Annotated in this window: 16 protein-coding genes; 3 read left to right on the top strand and 13 right to left on the bottom strand. The window is 43.0% G+C overall.

Annotated elements, in window-relative coordinates; translation table 11 throughout:
• Positions 1-95 precede the first annotated feature (95 nt).
• Positions 96-542: a GNAT family N-acetyltransferase gene (locus tag MKY66_RS08785; RefSeq protein ID WP_143760261.1), complete on the top strand. Its 447-nt coding sequence runs from the start codon at positions 96-98 to the stop codon at positions 540-542.
• A gap of 6 nt (positions 543-548) precedes the next feature.
• On the opposite strand, the gene MKY66_RS08780 is transcribed toward MKY66_RS08785, so the two are convergent.
• From MKY66_RS08780 to MKY66_RS08735, 10 genes are all read right to left on the bottom strand, one after another.
• On the bottom strand, positions 549-938 hold the full coding sequence (locus MKY66_RS08780; RefSeq protein ID WP_047842246.1) for a hypothetical protein: 390 nt from the start codon (positions 936-938) through the stop codon (positions 549-551).
• A 265-nt stretch (positions 939-1,203) separates the two neighbouring features.
• Positions 1,204-1,875: a hypothetical protein gene (locus MKY66_RS08775; protein WP_076209216.1), complete on the bottom strand. Its 672-nt coding sequence runs from the start codon at positions 1,873-1,875 to the stop codon at positions 1,204-1,206.
• A gap of 294 nt (positions 1,876-2,169) precedes the next feature.
• Positions 2,170-3,132 carry an ABC transporter permease gene (locus tag MKY66_RS08770; RefSeq protein ID WP_076209217.1) on the bottom strand — a complete coding sequence of 321 codons (963 nt, stop codon included), beginning with the start codon at positions 3,130-3,132 and terminating at the stop codon, positions 2,170-2,172.
• Positions 3,133-4,212 carry an ABC transporter permease gene (locus tag MKY66_RS08765; RefSeq protein ID WP_076209218.1) on the bottom strand — a complete coding sequence of 360 codons (1,080 nt, stop codon included), beginning with the start codon at positions 4,210-4,212 and terminating at the stop codon, positions 3,133-3,135. It lies immediately after the preceding gene.
• Complete coding sequence (locus tag MKY66_RS08760) at positions 4,205-5,743, bottom strand: ABC transporter ATP-binding protein (RefSeq protein WP_076209219.1); 1,539 nt, start codon at positions 5,741-5,743, stop codon at positions 4,205-4,207. The genes MKY66_RS08765 and MKY66_RS08760 overlap by 8 nt, the downstream gene beginning before the upstream one ends.
• A gap of 298 nt (positions 5,744-6,041) precedes the next feature.
• Positions 6,042-7,082 carry a BMP family ABC transporter substrate-binding protein gene (locus MKY66_RS08755; protein WP_076209220.1) on the bottom strand — a complete coding sequence of 347 codons (1,041 nt, stop codon included), beginning with the start codon at positions 7,080-7,082 and terminating at the stop codon, positions 6,042-6,044.
• Positions 7,083-7,661: 579 nt separating this feature from the next.
• Positions 7,662-8,021, bottom strand: a complete 360-nt coding sequence (rplT, locus tag MKY66_RS08750) for a 50S ribosomal protein L20 (RefSeq protein WP_017689664.1) — start codon at positions 8,019-8,021, stop codon at positions 7,662-7,664.
• An 88-nt stretch (positions 8,022-8,109) separates the two neighbouring features.
• Positions 8,110-8,313 carry a 50S ribosomal protein L35 gene (gene rpmI / locus MKY66_RS08745; RefSeq protein ID WP_017689665.1) on the bottom strand — a complete coding sequence of 68 codons (204 nt, stop codon included), beginning with the start codon at positions 8,311-8,313 and terminating at the stop codon, positions 8,110-8,112.
• Between the two features lie 24 nt (positions 8,314-8,337).
• On the bottom strand, positions 8,338-8,832 hold the full coding sequence (infC, locus tag MKY66_RS08740) for a translation initiation factor IF-3 (protein ID WP_017689666.1): 495 nt from the start codon (positions 8,830-8,832) through the stop codon (positions 8,338-8,340).
• A 335-nt stretch (positions 8,833-9,167) separates the two neighbouring features.
• Positions 9,168-10,406 carry a glycosyltransferase family 2 protein gene (locus MKY66_RS08735; RefSeq protein WP_076209221.1) on the bottom strand — a complete coding sequence of 413 codons (1,239 nt, stop codon included), beginning with the start codon at positions 10,404-10,406 and terminating at the stop codon, positions 9,168-9,170.
• Positions 10,407-11,116: 710 nt separating this feature from the next.
• Here MKY66_RS08735 and MKY66_RS08730 point away from each other — a divergent pair.
• A complete protein-coding gene (locus MKY66_RS08730; RefSeq protein ID WP_076209222.1) occupies positions 11,117-11,644 on the top strand; it encodes a phosphatase PAP2 family protein in 528 nt (175 codons plus the stop codon).
• A 50-nt stretch (positions 11,645-11,694) separates the two neighbouring features.
• Positions 11,695-12,846, top strand: a complete 1,152-nt coding sequence (locus tag MKY66_RS08725) for a glycosyltransferase (protein WP_076209223.1) — start codon at positions 11,695-11,697, stop codon at positions 12,844-12,846.
• 140 nt (positions 12,847-12,986) lie between these two features.
• Here MKY66_RS08725 and MKY66_RS08720 read toward each other — a convergent pair whose 3' ends face one another.
• The 3 genes from MKY66_RS08720 to MKY66_RS08710 all read right to left on the bottom strand — a co-directional run bounded on the left by MKY66_RS08720 (position 12,987) and on the right by MKY66_RS08710 (position 16,506).
• Positions 12,987-14,534 (bottom strand): extracellular solute-binding protein, encoded by a 1,548-nt coding sequence (locus MKY66_RS08720; protein ID WP_143760262.1) that lies wholly within the window; start codon positions 14,532-14,534, stop codon positions 12,987-12,989.
• A 106-nt stretch (positions 14,535-14,640) separates the two neighbouring features.
• The gene (locus MKY66_RS08715; RefSeq protein ID WP_083656926.1) at positions 14,641-15,570 is read right to left on the bottom strand and encodes a carbohydrate ABC transporter permease; all 930 of its coding nucleotides are present in this window, start codon (positions 15,568-15,570) and stop codon (positions 14,641-14,643) included.
• 30 nt (positions 15,571-15,600) lie between these two features.
• Positions 15,601-16,506 carry an ABC transporter permease subunit gene (locus MKY66_RS08710; RefSeq protein WP_017689672.1) on the bottom strand — a complete coding sequence of 302 codons (906 nt, stop codon included), beginning with the start codon at positions 16,504-16,506 and terminating at the stop codon, positions 15,601-15,603.
• Positions 16,507-16,564: the final 58 nt, after the last annotated feature.

Below are 16,564 nucleotides of genomic sequence, written 5' to 3'. Positions count from 1 at the left end.
TTGCCCTAATCCCAGCGCTTCATTCAGTCACCTTTTATCTTGCTTCGGGCATAGGATATACGAGCAGCACGACTGGTCCTGAAAGGAGGCTCCGCATGGTGATTCGGCAACGCACATCCAGGCTGGATGATGGCGCCATCATGAAGCTGATTGACACTCAACTTGTTCCTTTATCCCATATGAGCGAAAAGGAAATCAATAAAATCCGCAAAGAAATACCCCTGCGAATGAACAGGGGCATGACCTTTGTTGTCTCGCCGGAGCCAGACAAAGCTGCTGTGGCATTCATCCATTTTCTCATGCATGGGGAATTGCTCTATGTCGATATGATGGCCGTTAGTCCGAAAGAACAACGCAAACGTTATGGGCAAACTTTGTTGCTCAAAGCAGAGAGCTTTGCGGCATCCCGGGGTTGTCGAAGGTCTAAAGTTATGGTAGATGAAGGCAATACCAAAGGGCTTCAGTTTTATCAAAAAAATGGATACAGCGCGATTCGATACATCATGATAAGCCGCTGCTACGAATTGGAAAAAACATTATAGAATGTCCTAGAAAAATCCTGGTGGACGTGGACCTGGACCATAAGGGCCGAATCCAGGACCAGGTCCATATCCGCCACCAGGTCCTCCAGGTCCATATCCCGGTCCGTAGCCTGGACCATATCCAGGGCCTGGTTTTGGTCCAGGTCCATATCCGGGACCGAAGCCGGGACCACCTCCATAAGCATAAGGAAGTGTGGCAATAGCAAGCAGATCAAACAATACCAGTGGCAGTATCGCTTTTGTACGTACTTTTTTGCCATTCAGACGCTTCAGTACCAGTTTGTTGCCCGATACTTTCAACAGCTTTCCCGTAACCCGAGTGCCGTCTTTTTTGATTGCAACAATATTTTTGCCTATTAATTTCATCGCTTCATCACGCGTAACTTGTTGTTTCATACTTTCCCCTCCTCCTCGGATCGTTCAAAACAGTGTATTCGTCCATCACTGAATTCGCCTGTTTCTTTGTCCCTATTTAAATAATGAATTTCCTATTAATACATATTTAAAAAACACATTAATTTTGAGTAAAATAAATTAAACTTCATTAAAAAAATGAAAACGAGCCACGATTATCACTCCGTGGCTCGTACTATTTAAGTAAATTTAATAGACGTAGTATTATCAAAAAAACTAAACTCTATTGCAAAGATTATCAGTATGATTAAAAGATAACATCATCCGCAGCATAAATAAGATCATACTTTTTCCCAGTATTGCCGCTAACCTTAGCATTTAAAGTAGCATATTTTCCAATACCAATCTCAGCGCCTACCTCCCAAGAAACACTTCCATCTTTATAAAAATCACCGTTCACAATAAAATGAATTTTATTCGCGTGTTCAAGATGAGTATATATATAACCTTCAAAAATGTAAGCTCGGTGGTTATCTGCTCTATTCATTGATACTTCTAAGATCTTTTCAATTCCTCTAAAGCTTCCACTCTCATTAGTTTGGCAATAAAAGTTAATTGTAGGTTTATAAATTCCATAACGATTAGTAGTTACCTGTTTCTTGAATGTTCTAAACTTAGCAGCTTGAATTGTAACAGAGGAAGGAGTTATGGATCTATGATTTTCTTTACTATAGTTGTTTAAAATTTTTTCCTTTGTCTCTTCTACTGACTTACCAGTATCTTCAGCAATTACTGAGACTAATTCATCAAATGTTAACACTTCGCTCATTTCCATATCATTAGATTCATTTAAATCTAAGCTTTGAGAATTCATAGCTTGAGACTCAACTAAGCTATTTTCTGAGGCATATGCAGGAATACTAACACCAGCTAGAAGTGTTGCAGTTAAGCTACTCACAAATATTTTTTTAAGTTTCAAATTAATTTCATCTCTCTTTCTTTTATGGTATAAAAATATATTAACATAACTTTTATTGATTATAAAGAAAAATATACCAAAAAAAAAAAAAAAGCGAATACCTTCTTAACTACAATAAAACAGCTATACGTGCAGATTACAAATAAACTGGCGCCGGTAGAGTACCGGCGCCAGTTTATAAATTAGATTTTTGTATCCCGACTAAGTTAGGCTTAGATTAAATAATACGCTTTACGAATGACTACCTCAATAATATGAATAATGTGAGGCTTTTGGTTAATTCAAAAAAATTAACTACCTTTTACCTGGATCATAAGCTTCGCCAAGTGCAGACGGGGCCGAAGAACGTCCTACAGCTGCTACAAGAACGATAAGTGTTAACATATAGGGCAGCATATAGATAATTTCCTGGGGAATACTTTGGGTCCATTCAAACATCTGTACATAGTTTCTAATCGCTTGTGAGAAACCGAAAAATACAGCTGCACCGAATGCACCGATTGGATTCCATTTACCAAAAATCATTGCTGCAATGGCAATATAACCTTGGCCGGAAACCGTATTGTGTGAAAATGTACCCGTGGTTGTCAATGTAATCGCAGCTCCACCAATGGCCGCAAGCGCACCACTGATCATAACTCCAATATAACGATAACGAAGGACTTTGACGCCAACTGTATCTGCTGCACTTGGGTGTTCACCCACTGAACGAAGACGAAGACCAAATGGTGTTTTGAACAAAATAAAATATGTCAGAAACACAAAAAGGATCGCAAGATATGTTGTTGGATATACATTTTTGAAGAAGGCCTCCCCTAATAAAGGTATATTCTCCAAGAACGGTACATTAAACTTATTAAATCCTTGTACCAAAGGAGAATCTCCTGCCCCTTCAAACAGTAACTTAACTAAGTAAAGCGTACTTCCCGCTGCCAAAAAGTTAATCACGATACCACTTATAATCTGATCTGCTTTAAATGTAATTGACGCAACAGCATGGATGAGTGATACCAGTACGCCCAATATAATCGCTAGCACAACACCCATCCAAGCTGATGTTGTTCCACCCATGCCCGCTTCTTGCGCATAATGCGCTCCTATTCCAGCAGCAAAGGCTCCAAAGACCATGAACCCTTCAAGTCCAAGATTTGTCACACCTGATTTTTCCGAAAAAATTCCGCCGAGTGATGCAAAAATCAATGCCGTAGCAAAGACAAGCGTCGTATTGATAATTTGCCCAATTGTCAACAAGTCCATCTACAACACCTTCTCTTTCTTACGCTTCGAATAGAACGGTTTGAGTATCCAGCGCACGATGCCTTGTGCCGCAATGAAGAAGATAATCGAACCGATCACAATCCGAATAATCTCAGGCGGAACATCCGCAGCAAAACTCATTCCTGCAGATCCATACGTGAGGGTACCAAACAAAACTGCTCCTAAAAGAACGCCGAATGGATGATTTAGACCGATGAGAGCTACGGCAATACCATCAAACCCGGTTCCTGGTGAACCTGTCATCAATGTTTGATACTGGAATACCCCCAATACCTGAAAGGCTCCACCAAGTCCTGCAAGCATACCACTAATAAACATAGCTTTTACAATATTACGATTCACATGCATACCCGCATATTCAGCCGCGTTAGGATTAAGACCGACAGCTCGAATTTCGTATCCTTGTTTTGTCTTCCACATGTAAATGTAAAAGAGCACCGCTATAACTAAAGCGATTAATGTCCCAAGATGTACACGTGAGTTCCCCATTAACTCAGAAAGCCAAGTCAAGCTTATAGAAGCTGTCTCACTAATGTCTGCCGAACGATTCTCACCTGGAAGTAAGAGAAATTGACGAACGATCAGATTTGCCAAGTACAGACCAATCCAATTCAACATGATACTACTGATAACTTCATTGACCCCACGTGCCGCCTTTAGATAACCAGCAATAGCGGCCCACAGACCACCAAACAATGCACCCGCAATCAAAGCCAGTGGCGCATGAAGGTAGATCGGCAAACCTGCAAATTTAACACCAACAAATGTTGCAGCGGTCATACCGACGAGAAATTGACCTTCTCCCCCGATGTTAAACAACCCTGCACGTGATGCAAATGCAAATGCAAGTCCAGTCATAATTAATGGTGTCATTTCCCGTACTGCTTCACCAAAGTTGTACATGTCGCCAAATACCTTGGTGAACAATGCACCATAGGCTTCAATTGGATTGTAGCCACCAATCAGCATGACAACTCCACCGAGAATAAGACCCATAATAATAGCTACTACAGGCAATATAAATGAATCTCGGGTAAACCATTTCAATACGTTATTCATGCGCAGTACCTCTCTTTTGGGTGCTGCCCGCCATCATCAAGCCGAGCTCCCTATCATTGGTTTCTTCCGGCAGCACCTCGCCAACGATCTGTCCTTCATAAATAACTGCAATTCGGTCAGATACATTGATAATCTCATCAAGCTCAAATGAAATCAGCAGAACAGCCTTTCCTTGATCGCGCTGTGCAATCAGTTGCTTTTGAACGAACTCAATAGCCCCTACATCCAAACCACGCGTTGGTTGCGCAGCGATAAGCAGTTCAGGGTTTTTATCTACCTCACGGGCGATAATGGCCTTTTGCTGGTTTCCTCCGGACAAGGACCGAGCTTTGGTCTCAATGCTTGGTGTACGCACGTCAAATGCCTCAACAAGCCGCTTCGCCTGCTGTTTGATGGCATCGAAGTTAAGGAACCCTTTACGGGTGTATGGTGCTTTATAATACGATTCCAGAACGATATTTTCACTCACTGAAAAATCAAGTACAAGGCCGTGTTTATGTCGATCTTCCGGAATGTGTGCTACACCCGATTCCGAGATATGGCGCGGAGAATGATTGGACAGCTCCTTGCCCTCCAAAAGAATCGAACCGCTCTCTACTTTACGAAGTCCGGTAAGAGCTTCGATCAGTTCACTTTGACCATTACCATCCACGCCTGCGATTCCGACAATCTCTCCTGCACGTACGTTCAGGTTAAGTTGGTTCAGAACCGAAATACCTTCTTTATTCTTGGCCGTTAATTTACTGACTTCGAGCACATTGGCTCCAGGTGTAGCCGTTTTTTTGTCCACTTTGAATGTGACATTCCGCCCCACCATTTTCTCTGCCAGCTCATTCGGATTCGTTTCCGAAGTTTTGACCGAATCAATCACTTTACCCCGACGGATAATCGTTACCGTATCGGAGATTTCCATGATTTCTTTCAGTTTGTGTGTGATCAAAATAATGGACTTTCCTTCAGCTACAAGCTTCTTCATGATGATCATCAGTTCTTTGATCTCTTGAGGAGTCAATACGGCTGTAGGCTCGTCAAAAATCAGAATGTCTGCACCGCGATACAACGTTTTAACAATCTCTACACGTTGCTGCATTCCGACAGATATATCATGAATTTTGGCATGAGGATTCACCTTCAGTCCATACTGTTCGGAAAGACGCTGAACTTCAGCGGCTGCTTTTTTATAGTTAATATTGAGACCCTTCGTTGGTTCAGATCCCAAAATAATGTTCTCTGTTACCGTGAATGGCTGTACAAGTTTAAAATGCTGATGCACCATGCCTATGCCAAGATCGATCGCTCGGTTAGGGCTGTCGATGATGACAGGCTTACCATTCACTTCAATGGAACCTTCATCTGGCTGATAGAGACCAAATACAATATTCATCAACGTTGACTTACCAGCGCCGTTTTCACCCAGTAGCGCATGGATCTCGCCTTTACGAAGCTGAAGGCTGATGGCGTCGTTGGCAACAATGCCTGGGAAACGCTTCGTAATTTGTTTTAACTCAACGACGGGGGTTGTTGCACCCATGTAATCACCCTTATAACTGATATAGTGTGGTTCCGCAAACGTAAAAAAAACGTCTATCGACGTACTTTCAAAGAAGACAGACCGCGCTTAGCTGAAGTTTTTCTTGCGATAATCGAATGGTTCAGCTCATTAAGAACATATCAATTCCATTATCTTAAGAAAAGCTCCTACCGGAGCGTTGGTGCACAGTGACCTTGTACAATTGTTATGATGACTTGATCAAATGTTCCTGTTCCTGCAATCATAAGGCCGGTCAAGACCGGCCCCAATGATTATTCATTTGCGACTAAGATCAAAATTACTCCGTAGGAACTTTGATTTCGCCGTTGATGATTTTTTCTTTGTACTCTTCTACTTTAGCGAGTGTCTCAGCAGATACATTAGCTTTAGAAGTATCGGCAATACCCACACCGTTGTCCTTCAAGGTCAAAGTCTCAGATCCACCTTTGAATGTTCCATCGATTACTTCTTTGTTAACGCGTTTAACCGCTTCGTCAACTTTTTTGATCATGGAAGTCAATGTTACTTCATCACCAAACTCAAGAGATTGGTCTTTGTCCACACCGATAACCCATACTTCTTGACCTTGTTTCTTACGAGCGATTGCTTCGTTGAATACACCGTTACCTGTAGCACCGGAAGCGTGGAAGATAATGTCTACACCTTGGTTGTACATTGTAGCAGCTGCTGCTTTACCCAGGTCAGGCTTATCAAAAGCACCTGTGTAGTTTGGAATAAATTGAGCATTCGGATTAACTGCCTTAACGCCTTCTCTGAAACCTACTTCAAATTTCTTGATGAGAGTACTTTCAGCTCCACCTACAAAACCAATTTTGTTCGTTTTTGTAGTCAATCCTGCAACTACACCTACGAGGAAGGAACCCTCTTCTTCAGCAAAAGTTACGGACTTAACATTTGGAGCATCAACTACACTGTCAATAATCGCAAGCTTAGAGTCTGGATTCTGATCAGCTACTGCTTTGATAGCTTTCTCCAATTGATAACCGATACCCCAAGTCAGATCATATCCGCCTTTAACGAATTCGTTCAGGTTAGGAATGTACTCTTCATCGGATTTACTTTGCAGATATTTAACAGCAGTACCTGTTTCTGTTTCAGTCGCTTGCAGAGCTTCCCAAGCGGATTGGTTAAAGGATTTGTCATTAACTCCACCTACGTCAGTAACCATACCGATTTTGAGGTCGGATTTCGCTTCAGTGGATGTGCCACCTGTATCTCCTCCGGCATTTGTTTCTTCTTTCGGTTTGCTACCGCAACCTGCGAGCATAACCGATACCGCCAGCAACATTACCAAAGACAAGCTGAGCATCTTTTTCATTTCTCTTTTTCCCCCTTAATGATATATCCCTCATTCCAATCCAGCCTACAATTGAACGGTTAACAGATCGCAGGAATGACTTTTATGCAGAATGTATGGTTTCTTCGACATTAAAAGCGCATTCTCACCCTTGTAGCATCCTATCATCTGTCGAAAAACCGAACATTATGACATGGAGAGAAAAATCTAGGACTAGCCTACTAGAGGTGATTATACAATCAACCAGTGTTAAAATCCAGATGTTTCATCACCAAATATCACATATTTTTGTTCTTTTTTTATTGAAAACGCTTAATAATTTAGCGTTTTAACACACTAACGTTACAACGATGTGATGTTATATAACAAAAACATATCGTGAACTTTAGCGATGAGTGGGATTTACCTGTTTTTATTTGTATTATTTCACCGTTCGTATTTTATGTATTCTCATGGACCGTTATTCATCAGTTATCTGGTTTCATTGTTCCCTTCCAGACTACAGCCTATTCGCTCTACTCATTCAGAGATTCATCTCCGAATTTCTTCCAAGCCGTAAAAAAAGCCGCCATATAGGTACGGCGGCTTGTATCATACAATTTAAGCGTTGATTTTGCCTTTAGCTACAGTAGCCAAAGAGTTGAACGCATTGATGTCGTTAACGGCCAGATCAGCCAACATTTTGCGGTTCATGTCTACTCCAGCAAGTTTCAAACCATGGATCAGTTTGTTGTAAGACAAACCATTCATACGTGCTGCAGCATTGATACGAACGATCCACAGTCTGCGGAAGTTACGTTTCGTGTTGCGACGGTCACGGTATGCGTATACCAGGGATTTCATTACTTGCTCGTTAGCTGTTTTAAAAATACGGTGTTTGGAACCGAAATAACCTCTTGCCAGTTTCAAAACCTTTTTATGACGACGACGTACTACAAAACCGCCTTTTACTCTTGCCATATTAAAGAACCTCCCAAATAAATATAAATGTATCCGTGGTATGTGTACGGCCGTAGCCGATCCCCCATACGGAATCTACTAATTAGAATTAGCCTTTCAAGTTAGCCAAGCCTTGTTTCAAACGTCTAACATCCCCGGCAGCCATAACTGGGTTACCGTTCAGAACGCGCTTAGCACGTTTGGATTTGTGGGAAAGCAAGTGGTTTTTGTGAGCTTTGTAACGAAGGACCTTACCGGAACCGGTAATTTTGAAGCGTCCTTTCAAACTGCTGTGTGTTTTCATTTTAGGCATTTTGTGTTTCCTCCTCCAATGTTATCAGGCTTTAGGAGCCAAGATCATGATCATACTGCGGCCTTCCAATTTCGGTTGACGTTCAACAGTACAAAGTTCTGCAACTTCTACCTTAACGCGCTCCAAAATCCGTTGACCAATCGCGGCATGTGCAATTTCACGTCCGCGATAACGAACAGAACATTTCACTTTGTCGCCTTCGTTCAAAAACTTAACTACATTACGAAGCTTCGTTTGATAATCGTGCTCCTCAATATTGGAACGGAACCATACTTCTTTAATATCAACAATTTTCTGGTTCTTACGGGCTTCTTTATCTTTCTTTTGTTGCTCATAGCGGAATTTGCCATAGTCCATAATACGACACACCGGCGGTTTAGCCTGTGGTGCCACATTGACCAGATCCAAATTCAGGTCAATCGCCATTTGCAGTGCTTCGCGAATGGGCGTAATCCCAATTTGTTCTCCTTCAGCTCCGACAAGGCGTACTTCCTTCGCCCGAATCTCATCATTAATCATGTGATCTTTACTAATAATCGTCCACCTCCAGGTCATTTTGAATATCCAGTTACACAAAAATAAAAGGGATGCCGGTCAAGCTACCGACATCCCTGTAATCAACACAATTCTTCATGAGTATACACTTCATAAATTATTGGGATCGTTGACCAGCCAACATGTTTGTTGATCAGGTGAGAAGTCGGACTTCTGCTTGTGATTCCATTGCTATTCGCTTTAAGGCACTTGAATACTATATCACCCATGAAATACATTGTCAACATTCTTCACAACTTTTTTTCGTGAATTACACATTTGTGATATCAGATGTCAACAAAGTATCGCGTGCATGTTCCTTACCCTTGTTTGCTTTGCACCTCATCCAACCGTACAACACGTGTATGTTGAGTGTGGCTCCACTGTTTGTTGTTCTGCGTAAAGAAAGCGTAGAACGTAATCGGGTACCAAGACAGCAGGTAAATCGGGAACAAAATCAGATATAGATAAACTTTGGCAAAGGTAACTTTCTCCAGCGCCATGGACAACAGGAACGTCAGAATGTTCAAACCAATAGCCACGAACCCAACCCATAACGGGAAGTATCCATAAATATTAGCAATGTGCGGACCACTGAATATAGCCATGTCTACCCACATCACAGCCGTCATCAGGAACGTAAGCAACACCACATAGACATTGGCTCCATAGATAGCAAGGTCAAATTTCACCAGGCTTCTTTCCTTAATGGACTGCCAGAGCAGCGGGAAGAAGTATCTACGCGCAACTGTAAAGTGACCTTGCATCCAGCGCAGACGTTGTCTCGCTGAAGCTTTGAATGTTAATGGCTTCTCATCAAATACTTTGGCGTCATAGTTGAAAACAGGATACACATTACGTTGCACACTGCGCATCGTAAACTCCAGATCCTCAACCAGACTTGTTGCACCCCAGCCAATTTCCTTCAACAGGTTGGTCTCAAAGCACATTCCGGTTCCTCCGAGGAAATTCGCCATATTCAAGTTATGACGAGACAACTGCCACAGACGGTTGATGTACCAGTAAGATACTCCGTAAGCTGCAGTAATCCAGGAATCCTCCGGATTTTTTGTATCAATGTATCCTTGGATAACACGTGAACCATTGTTCAAGTCATCATTCATCTCAAGCAAGAAGTTACGGTCAACCAGGTTATCCGCGTCAAACATAACAACTGCGTCATACTGACGTGGCAATTTCCACAGGTACTTAAGCATCCATTCGATGGCATACCCTTTACCTCTCAGATCGGCGTTGGTACGTACACATGCGTTTAATCCATGCTCTCTGACAATTTGAGCCGTTCCATCCGTACAGTTGTCACAGATGACAAACACATCGTACAGATCTTTCGGATAATCAAGTTGTTTCAAGTTCTCCATCAAGGCACCAATGACTTGTTCCTCATTGTGTGCTGCGACGAGTACAGCGAATGATTTTGTCGCCGGATAATGTTTCTTTTTCTTTTTCTTAATCAGACCGAACAGCGAAAACGTGAATTGGTACACGGCTAGCAGTGCCAGAATGACCTGCATCGTGACGAATATAGCGTCCAACATCGTTCTCTGTTACCCCCTTTTTTTCAAAACCCAGTTTACTCAAGCATTTCTCTTCCTGATTCTGCAATTTATTTTTTTTTGATCTGCAGAATATGACCCTGTTCTTTTGTGTACTACGTGATTATATCAGGCAATGTTTCAAAGCTTGGTTGCTATCAGTTGGCTGCTTTATCGATTCTGTATCCTTTTCAGTCATTTGTCAAAACCCCAATTCCACTTTCTGAAGCAGAAATGTGATCTTTAAACGCTGAATAGACACTTCGTGATACCACAACCTCGCATTCATGCCTGTTATATCTTATTTTCAGCCGTTTACTTGATTTTTATTTCTAAAGTCCCTGCTTTTTTCATCAGCATGTTATTCTTCGTCAGAGGCTCTATAACAAATAACGCAAACAGACCTCAAAAAGTTTGAAACAGAACCCACATTTTTTTACCTCATTTCAGCCATGTTGAATCATTGTATCTTTTTTAGCTGACCCAAGTCAAAAAGTTAAGATGGGTATATATCCACTCTTTAACATGAATTTCACTTTCTTTACATGGGTTCTTCTTGAAAAGGACAACATTTAAAAATATGATAAACATATACCTGAAATAACCTCAAGTTCATGAAAAACGGTTATATACTAATCAGGACGAAACCGGATGCAGAAAATCACCGGAAATAATGCCGCCATTACGGGCGGCCTGACTGGCAGGAGGCCAATATGAGCCGTTTATTCTTAAAGTTTCAAGATTATGATCGAAATGTTTTTATGTGGATCAACGGCCGACTTCATAATCGTTTTATGAATTTTTGGCTGTATTATTTCACCCATCTGGGTGGAGCAACTTCTTCTATTGCAATATCGTTGTTAATCTGGCTGCTTGCTCCAGCTCCATGGAGCACAACAGGACTCCAGGCTTGTATCGCTCTTGCGGTCAGCCACATTCCTGTAGCCATCGCGAAAAAATTGTATCCCCGCATTCGACCTTATCTGGCCTTGCCGGATACAATTACGTTCCGTAATCCCCTGACGGATCACTCGTTTCCTTCAGGGCACACAACTGCCATTTTTTCGGTCACAGTTCCCTTTATGACCACTGATCCGATCTTATTGCTAATATTGTTGCCTGTGGCCCTTGTTGTCGGATTCTCTCGAATTTATCTGGGGTTACACTATCCTTCCGATGTTCTGGCGGGTGCCACAATAGGTACTTTAGTCGCACTTGCAACAGTTGCATTCTGGTCTTAAAGCCGATATGTTAGACTCAGAAAAACCTAGCAGGAACAGGTGAAGCAAGCGTGGAGAAAAAAAGAGTATTACTATTATCTGAAGGCTTTGGTACGGGTCATACTCAAGCCGCCTATGCACTGTCCAGCAATTTGCGAAAGCTCTCGCCAGACGTGCAGACAAAAGTGCTTGAACTGGGAAGTTTCTTAAATCCAAAGGTTGCACCTCTGATTATAACAGCATACAAAAAAACGGTTACCAACCAACCCAAACTTTTCGGATACGTATACAGGCACCAATATAAAAAATCATTGAACAGGCTGACCACACTGGCGTTGCATAAACTGTTCTATACACATACACGCAGCGTTGTGCGCCAGTTACGTCCCGATGCGATCGTCTGTACACATCCGATTCCAAGTGCTGTCATATCCAGACTGAAACGTCTGGGTGTACAGGTTCCCCTTTGCACAGTCATTACCGACTATGATGCACATGGGACGTGGATTAACCGTGAAGTAGACCTTTATCTGGTTTCTTCAGATGAGGTTAAGTCCAAACTAATGCTACGAGGCGTACCTACAGAAAACATTCGAGTCACGGGCATTCCGGTGCATCCAAATTTCTGGGAGCATCCCGGGCGAGAAGAGATCCGAAACAGATTTAACCTCAAGAACATGCCTACTGTACTGGTGATGGGTGGCGGTTGGGGAATGCTCAGCGACAAGCTGGTCCATCCGCTGCTGACACGCTGGCATGAAGATATTCAGATCATTTTTTGTCTGGGTCGCAATGATAAAGCACGGATCAGCATGGAACAGAACCCCATGTATCGCAAAGAAAACATTCATATTATGGGGTACACCAACGAAGTAGACAAATTGATGGAAGTATCCGACCTGCTGATCACCAAACCTGGGGGAATGACATGCAGTGAAGGCTTGGCGAAAGGAATTCCCATGTTGTTCCACAACCCTATACCTGGTCAGGAAGAAGAAAACGTCCATTATTTTACGACAAGAGGGTTGGGAGAACCCATAACTTCGCCCGACGTAGTGGTTAAATGGATGAACAAGCTGTTGCATCACTACCCGGATGTTGTACGTAAACGCAAACGTCATCTGGCGGAAATCGCCAAGGTTCATCCGATGCAGAGTGCTCAAAGTATTATCGATCTGCTGGAGGACGTTCGTCCTTCATCCGCAGAAGAGGCCCGTTTATGAATTTATCCCATTAGGATGTCGCTTCCCGCATTCTTCGTCCAATCATGCCTCTAACCAACGGCTTCAAACAAGCCTGCAACCACATTGAAAAGGTGCCTTCGAATCCGAAGGCACCTTTTCTTTATGAAGGAAAGTACAAACTATTGAATTCCTGTTGACTTCAAGTACTCCTGCCACTGCTTGGTGTATTCTGCCTGAATTTTTTCCAATCCTGCTTGTTTAGCCTTCTCCATAAATGTGTTCAATCCAGCCTCTACGTCTGCCACCAAACCTACATTAAGCGGATATAAATATTGTTTTTCCACTTGCTCCAATGCAGCCTTCTCGGCTTGGTACGGAGTCCAGTCTTCAGCAAATCCGGTATAGATATCCGGCTTTTTGATTTTGTCGAGATCTTCAAACATGGTCAGGACATCATCAAAGGTTTTATCATAGAGCATGAATTCCGGATTACGCCAAGCCCAGCCATTCATGCCCTCACGTGGGAAGCCATTTGTTTGTGCATCTCCGACCATTTTGTAGTATCCATTATCTACCTCGAAGTTTTTGCCTTCAACGCCGTATTCAGTCAACCAGTTATAACGTTTGTCTGTCACCAGTTTCTCATAAAATGCCAATGCTTTTTCCGGGTTTTTACTGCTACGCGGAATCGCAAATCCGTTATGGATCGGGTGAACCGGTTGTGCAAACCCTTTTGCATTCGGGTAAGGGAAATAAGCCAGTTTCCAATCCGGATGCGTAGACTGCACCTTGATTACATCTGCATTAAATTTGTTAGGGTTTTCCCCGGACAAAACAACAGCCGCTTTTCCATTTTGCAACAACGAGTTGGATGTATCTTTTACATTCAGTACGTTTTTCGGGAAGAATCCTTTGTCCATCCAACGTTTGTATGTTTTCAGGTCTTCCAGGTGTTGCGCGGACCCCCAATAGGACGTCACGGTTGATGGTGTGTCATACATAATATCCAGTCCATATGGAAGTTGACCTGCTGTATTAACCAGCTTGGATGTCAATTGACGAATACCATAGGTGTGGTTGGCATTGCTATCCGCAATCGGAATCATATTGGGTTCGTTGGCTTTGATGCCCTCCAGATACGCTTCAAGCGTCTCCAAGGATTCCGGTTTCGGAAGATTGTACTTCTCGCGTAAGTCCTCACGGTACGCAATTCCCTCGGTTACATACTCAATCCAAGTTGATGGAACAGTATAGATTTTGTCATTGATTTTGACAGCATTCCACATGTCATCAGGTACATGAGCTTTCAGTGCTGGCGCTGCTGTAGGCAACATTTCATCCAGTGGCAGGAACGCGCCCTTCTTGGCATAGGACTGGTAGAATGTCCAATCCGCTGTGAAGATCAGATCGATCGGCTGTCCGGAAGACAGCAGCAGTTTATATTTTTGATCCCAGTCGGTCCATGAGGTGTAGTTGAATTTCACATTGACGTTCAGATCAGCCTCCGCCAGCTTATTGATCTCGGATTCAATAACAGGCAGATCTTTGGGAGCATCCCCAAGCATGTAAAATTGAAGTGTGACTTTCTCGCCTTTGTTCCCGGATGTTCCTCCTTGTTCACTTCCTTGCGTCGATCCCCCCGAACCGTTGTTACATGCGGCAAGTACCCCGGCGAACAACATCAGGGCAAGTACCAGAGACAGGTGCCGAATTGTTTTGTTACGCATACGCATCCTCCCTTTTTGTGGTGAACCTTTATATGTTAGCGCAGACTCGTCATGTTTCAGACCGAAAATAATGTTAATGGTCTGACATCCACAGCGTGTTCACGTTCTAACCTTTCACTGCACCAATGGTGAGTCCTTTGACAAAATAACGTTGTACAAACGGATACAGGAACAAAATCGGTCCCGTTACAACGATAGCCATTGCCATCTTGGTTGATTCGGTAGGCACATCCTGACTGAGTGTGATCCCCGTGCCAATCGCCATCTGGTCAATGAATGTAATCGTGTTCATCGTGTTGTAGAGATAAAATTGCAGTTGGTACATATCCGGGTTGTTAATGAAGAGGGATGAGGTAAACCAGTCATTCCAGTAACCCAGTGCCAGGAACAGACCTACGGTGGCGATACCAGGCATCGCCAGTTTCAACACAATGCTGAAATAGATGCGGAAGTCATTTGCTCCATCAATTTTGGCGGACTCAATCAATTCATCCGGCACTGCCGAGCGAATGAAGTTTTTCATCAGGATAATGAGAAATGGCGTCATCAACCCCGGGAAAATCAGTACGGTGTACGTATCTGTGAGATTGAAGTAGTTCGCCAGCATAATGTACCAAGGCACAAGTCCCCCACCAAACAGGGTTGTGAAGTAGATAAAAAACGAGAACGTGTTCCGATATTTAAAATCCTTACGCTGGAGCACAAATCCGGCCATCGTGATGAGGAACAGCCCTAGCGTAGTCCCCACCACCGTTGTAAAGACCGTTACCCCATAAGCCTTGAGTACCTGAGTCGGGAATTTGAACACCATTTTGTAACCTTCCAGGGAAAAGTCCGTTGGAAAGAGGTGATAACCATCCCTCACAATCGACTCGTTGCTGCTGAATGAACCGGATAGAATCAGCAGAAACGGTAGCAGACACATGATCGATAAAATGATGATGAAGCTGTAGGAAATCAGTTGAAACATGAAAGTGAATTCCGAATCTCTGAGACGAGTATTCGTACGAGTGTGAGTACTCATTGGCGTGTTCATGATCGTTCTCCCTCCTGCCCTGCGGGCGTTCTAGAACAAGGCGTAGTCCTCATTTACTTTGCGAATAATATAGTTGACGGTCATGATCAAAATGAATCCAAACAAGGACTGATACAGACCCGCAGCCGTTGCCATCCCGATATCAAACGTTACTTTCAGTGAACGATACACATACGTATCAATAATATCTGTAGCGTTGTACAGTACCCCGTTATTACCGATCAGTTGATAGAACAGGTCAAACTGCCCCTTCATAATGCTGCCAAGCGAGAACAACAACAGGATGACAAAGGTTGGCTTCAGCATCGGTACCGTAATGTACCAGATCCGCTGAAAAATATTGGCCCCGTCGATTCGGGCAGCTTCATAATACTCGTCACTGATACCCGTTATGGCAGCCAGATAGATGACCATGCTGTATCCAAGATTTTTCCATAGGTAAAAGATGATGATCAGGAACACCCAGATCCAGGGTGTGTTATAGATGTCGACCGGGCCGGCCTCAAAACGTTTGAGCACCGTGTTCACAAAACCCGACTCGTAGTTAAACATGTTGTAAGCGATTACACTTAATAGTACAAATGAGATGAAATACGGCAAAAACATGACGGATTGCGTAATTTTTTTGAATAACCTGCCCCGGATCTCGCTAAGCATAATCGCACAGAAGATCGCCAGACCGTTTCCTAATATAATGAAGGCGAGATTGTAACCCACGGTGTTGGTTGTGAGCTTCAGCAGCATTCCGGATTGCCATAGGAACTTAAAGTTCTCCAGACCGACAAATGGACTGCCAAATAATCCGCCTTCAAAATCATACCGGGTGAACGCATAATAGATGCCGACCATCGGAAAATACGAGTTAATCAGAAAAAAGATCAGCGTGGGCAACAGCATCAGAAACATGATTTTGTTTTTGTTCAATTCTTTGAGCATGGCTCGATCCCTCCCGAATTTCTTGCGGTGCTGCGTGGTGGAGCTATCTTTTTATTGT

Source organism: Paenibacillus sp. FSL R5-0766, from assembly GCF_037971845.1.
Lineage (GTDB): Bacteria > Bacillota > Bacilli > Paenibacillales > Paenibacillaceae > Paenibacillus.
The sequence above is the reverse complement of the archived record's forward strand: the minus strand, read 5'-3'. Positions and strand labels throughout refer to the sequence as shown.

Coding starts and splice junctions, on each gene's coding strand:
- MKY66_RS08785 (WP_143760261.1), top strand. CDS start 96: ATGGTGATTCGGCAACGCACATCCAGGCTGGATGATGGCGCCATCATG.
- MKY66_RS08780 (WP_047842246.1), bottom strand. CDS start 938: ATGAAACAACAAGTTACGCGTGATGAAGCGATGAAATTAATAGGCAAA.
- MKY66_RS08770 (WP_076209217.1), bottom strand. CDS start 3,132: ATGGACTTGTTGACAATTGGGCAAATTATCAATACGACGCTTGTCTTT.
- MKY66_RS08765 (WP_076209218.1), bottom strand. CDS start 4,212: ATGAATAACGTATTGAAATGGTTTACCCGAGATTCATTTATATTGCCT.
- MKY66_RS08760 (WP_076209219.1), bottom strand. CDS start 5,743: ATGGGTGCAACAACCCCCGTCGTTGAGTTAAAACAAATTACGAAGCGT.
- MKY66_RS08755 (WP_076209220.1), bottom strand. CDS start 7,082: ATGAAAAAGATGCTCAGCTTGTCTTTGGTAATGTTGCTGGCGGTATCG.
- rplT (WP_017689664.1), bottom strand. CDS start 8,021: ATGGCAAGAGTAAAAGGCGGTTTTGTAGTACGTCGTCGTCATAAAAAG.
- rpmI (WP_017689665.1), bottom strand. CDS start 8,313: ATGCCTAAAATGAAAACACACAGCAGTTTGAAAGGACGCTTCAAAATT.
- infC (WP_017689666.1), bottom strand. CDS start 8,832: ATGATTAATGATGAGATTCGGGCGAAGGAAGTACGCCTTGTCGGAGCT.
- MKY66_RS08735 (WP_076209221.1), bottom strand. CDS start 10,406: ATGTTGGACGCTATATTCGTCACGATGCAGGTCATTCTGGCACTGCTA.
- MKY66_RS08730 (WP_076209222.1), top strand. CDS start 11,117: ATGAGCCGTTTATTCTTAAAGTTTCAAGATTATGATCGAAATGTTTTT.
- MKY66_RS08720 (WP_143760262.1), bottom strand. CDS start 14,534: ATGCGTAACAAAACAATTCGGCACCTGTCTCTGGTACTTGCCCTGATG.
- MKY66_RS08715 (WP_083656926.1), bottom strand. CDS start 15,570: ATGAACACGCCAATGAGTACTCACACTCGTACGAATACTCGTCTCAGA.
- MKY66_RS08710 (WP_017689672.1), bottom strand. CDS start 16,506: ATGCTCAAAGAATTGAACAAAAACAAAATCATGTTTCTGATGCTGTTG.